We start from the raw sequence: 2,287 nt of genomic DNA, 5'->3' as shown, positions 1-2,287 counted from the left end.
CCAGTGCGGTACAACCGCTAACCTGGGATTTTTAACGTGCATCACGCACGAGTAAGGGCGCGTTAGTTCTCGTTCGATGTCTTTTATACACAGTAAAGTCTCCAAGCGGCGGACGTAGCTACTTGCAAAGGTACGTACGTGCATTGTCGGCGGTCGGCGGCGTCAGTAGCTTCAACGAGCCGCTAGACAAAAAAAAAAAGCGAATGCCGAACTTACATAGATAAATAACTTGAGCAAACTATTTAGAATCGGGCGGTAACTTGCGCCACCTATCGAGATTTCTAGCAGCCTGTCTTTTTTAAAAAAAAGACGAGTCTGTTAACACTGCGAACGACCACGACTACACAGCAACCCTACATACAACGCAGGTTACACCGCACACAGCTACACAGCACGGACATGTACACAAACACAACAACCGACACTACGCCCGACACTTCCTACTCGATATCCATTTCTCCCCGCGGCGCATATAAGCTTGACATGTGCGGGTGAGCTCTTTGGTCGCTGACCATTACAGATTTATAGAAGAATACACAAAACACGGGGCAATGGACAGCCGTGTGTTAGAACTGTTTGCATTTAAAAAGTATGGAGGCAAAATCTATAATGTTAGTCCGTTGCAATAAATAACGATATGTTAACAATWAATCTTAAACCGGTCATGAAAAAGTTCAAATTTTTGTTATTTTCTTGCTTGACCAGTGTTATGAGCAGTCCGACTAGCTTGAATCTGATAGGAAAACAAATTATTGGGATTTTGTCATTACGTATACAAAAATAAATGAAAATGATCCTTGCGCAAAGCATTTTTTATATATTTTTGTGAAAGGACATCCGGACATCCGCCCACACTTCACTTACGTTAGTTGCAGCAGTTGCAGTACGGGAGCAGACGCCTTCACTTTTGGGGCGTTTTGATGCAGTTTGTTGTCGTATGTCGTGTCGGTGTCGAGAAGAGCGGTGGGGCTTGGGAGTTTGTGACCGGTGTTATTCGTGAACACTGGTGTGGGGCGCTGATGCGTCTTTTTTTTATACTGCCACCACCCCGAACTTTGAAGATACACGGGCCCGTAGCAGTGCATTATGCTGAATCGCGAGCTCCTTCTCTGTTGACGTCGCTTTCCTGGTACCACTCGTGGATACTGCAAGCGTTTAAACAGTGTGCACCGTCTCGCCTACATCCCCGGTGACGTACTCGACCTGTTGAAACTTATTGCTTCCGTCATTTTAGAGTACGCAAGGCAGCTATCTCGTTGGTCTGGTTTCGGTTATAAAAGCAAGGCAAAACGCTCGTAGTTCCCGCCCTCAGTACACGTTGGACATCTTCCACACTTTGACACCGGATAACTGAATGAACGAGGATTTACATTCACTTCCGAGGTTACTTTCGCCGCTTCCTCACCGTTGAGCAGCAGGATGAGCTGGCGACAAGCCGCGGATGAAAGGCTTGAGCATCAACAACCCAAGCGCACTCGGTGCCGATGCGGGCGACGCGGGTTTCTGTCAACCGGGAGGCCAGCACAAACCGTGACCATTCCAGCTCTTCGTCATGACACGGTGTTGCAGAGAGCAGGGTAAAATACAGCTACACGGATCACCGAAGCAAACGACTGCTATCTTGGCTTGTGATTGCGCGCGCCTTTGTAGTAGATCATCTTATTCGTTTTGCTGGAGAGACGCAAACGACGGGCATAACAAAATCGCTTGCACATTCCGCATATCTCACAAAAGCATTTACCCTGTCACCTTGCGAAAAGCGCGAAATACGGAGTCCGCACCGTCCTAAGCTTCCCGTTTTTTACCTGCTTTAGAGCAGTTTGTACCTGCTAGTAGATATGCCTACTGAAACTGAAACAGGGCAGTGCCAGAGAGAAAGAGACAAAGTTGAGAAAGCTTGCTCGCTCTCCAATTTCTCAACTCTCAAGTGATTGTACCATAATAAATGCACCAACGCGTCTTCCAAAATAAAGAAAGAGCACTACGTTCACAACATAAAAAATGGTCTCAGTACATGCATCTGTGGGCAGGTAGGAAACCTTGCCCTAATTTATTCACGCCGCATGATTGGCGCAACAAACTCGTTGCAGGACCGAATCATCTACTCGAGCCGTGTGCGTCGCTATGCAAACGCAGTTCAACACGAAGCGTAAAAAACGGCAGATTTAAGACAACAATCCGGAGTCCATTATTCAATTAAAACAACATAATTTTGTTGAAAACGCCCGCTGCTTCTTACTCACGGTATGTGTCGGGATACTTCCACAGTTTGAAACGGAACGAAGGA

This window comes from Rickettsia endosymbiont of Ixodes scapularis (assembly GCF_000160735.1).
GTDB classification, from domain to species: Bacteria; Pseudomonadota; Alphaproteobacteria; order Rickettsiales; family Rickettsiaceae; genus Rickettsia; species Rickettsia tamurae.
This window is presented reverse-complemented; position numbering follows the sequence as displayed.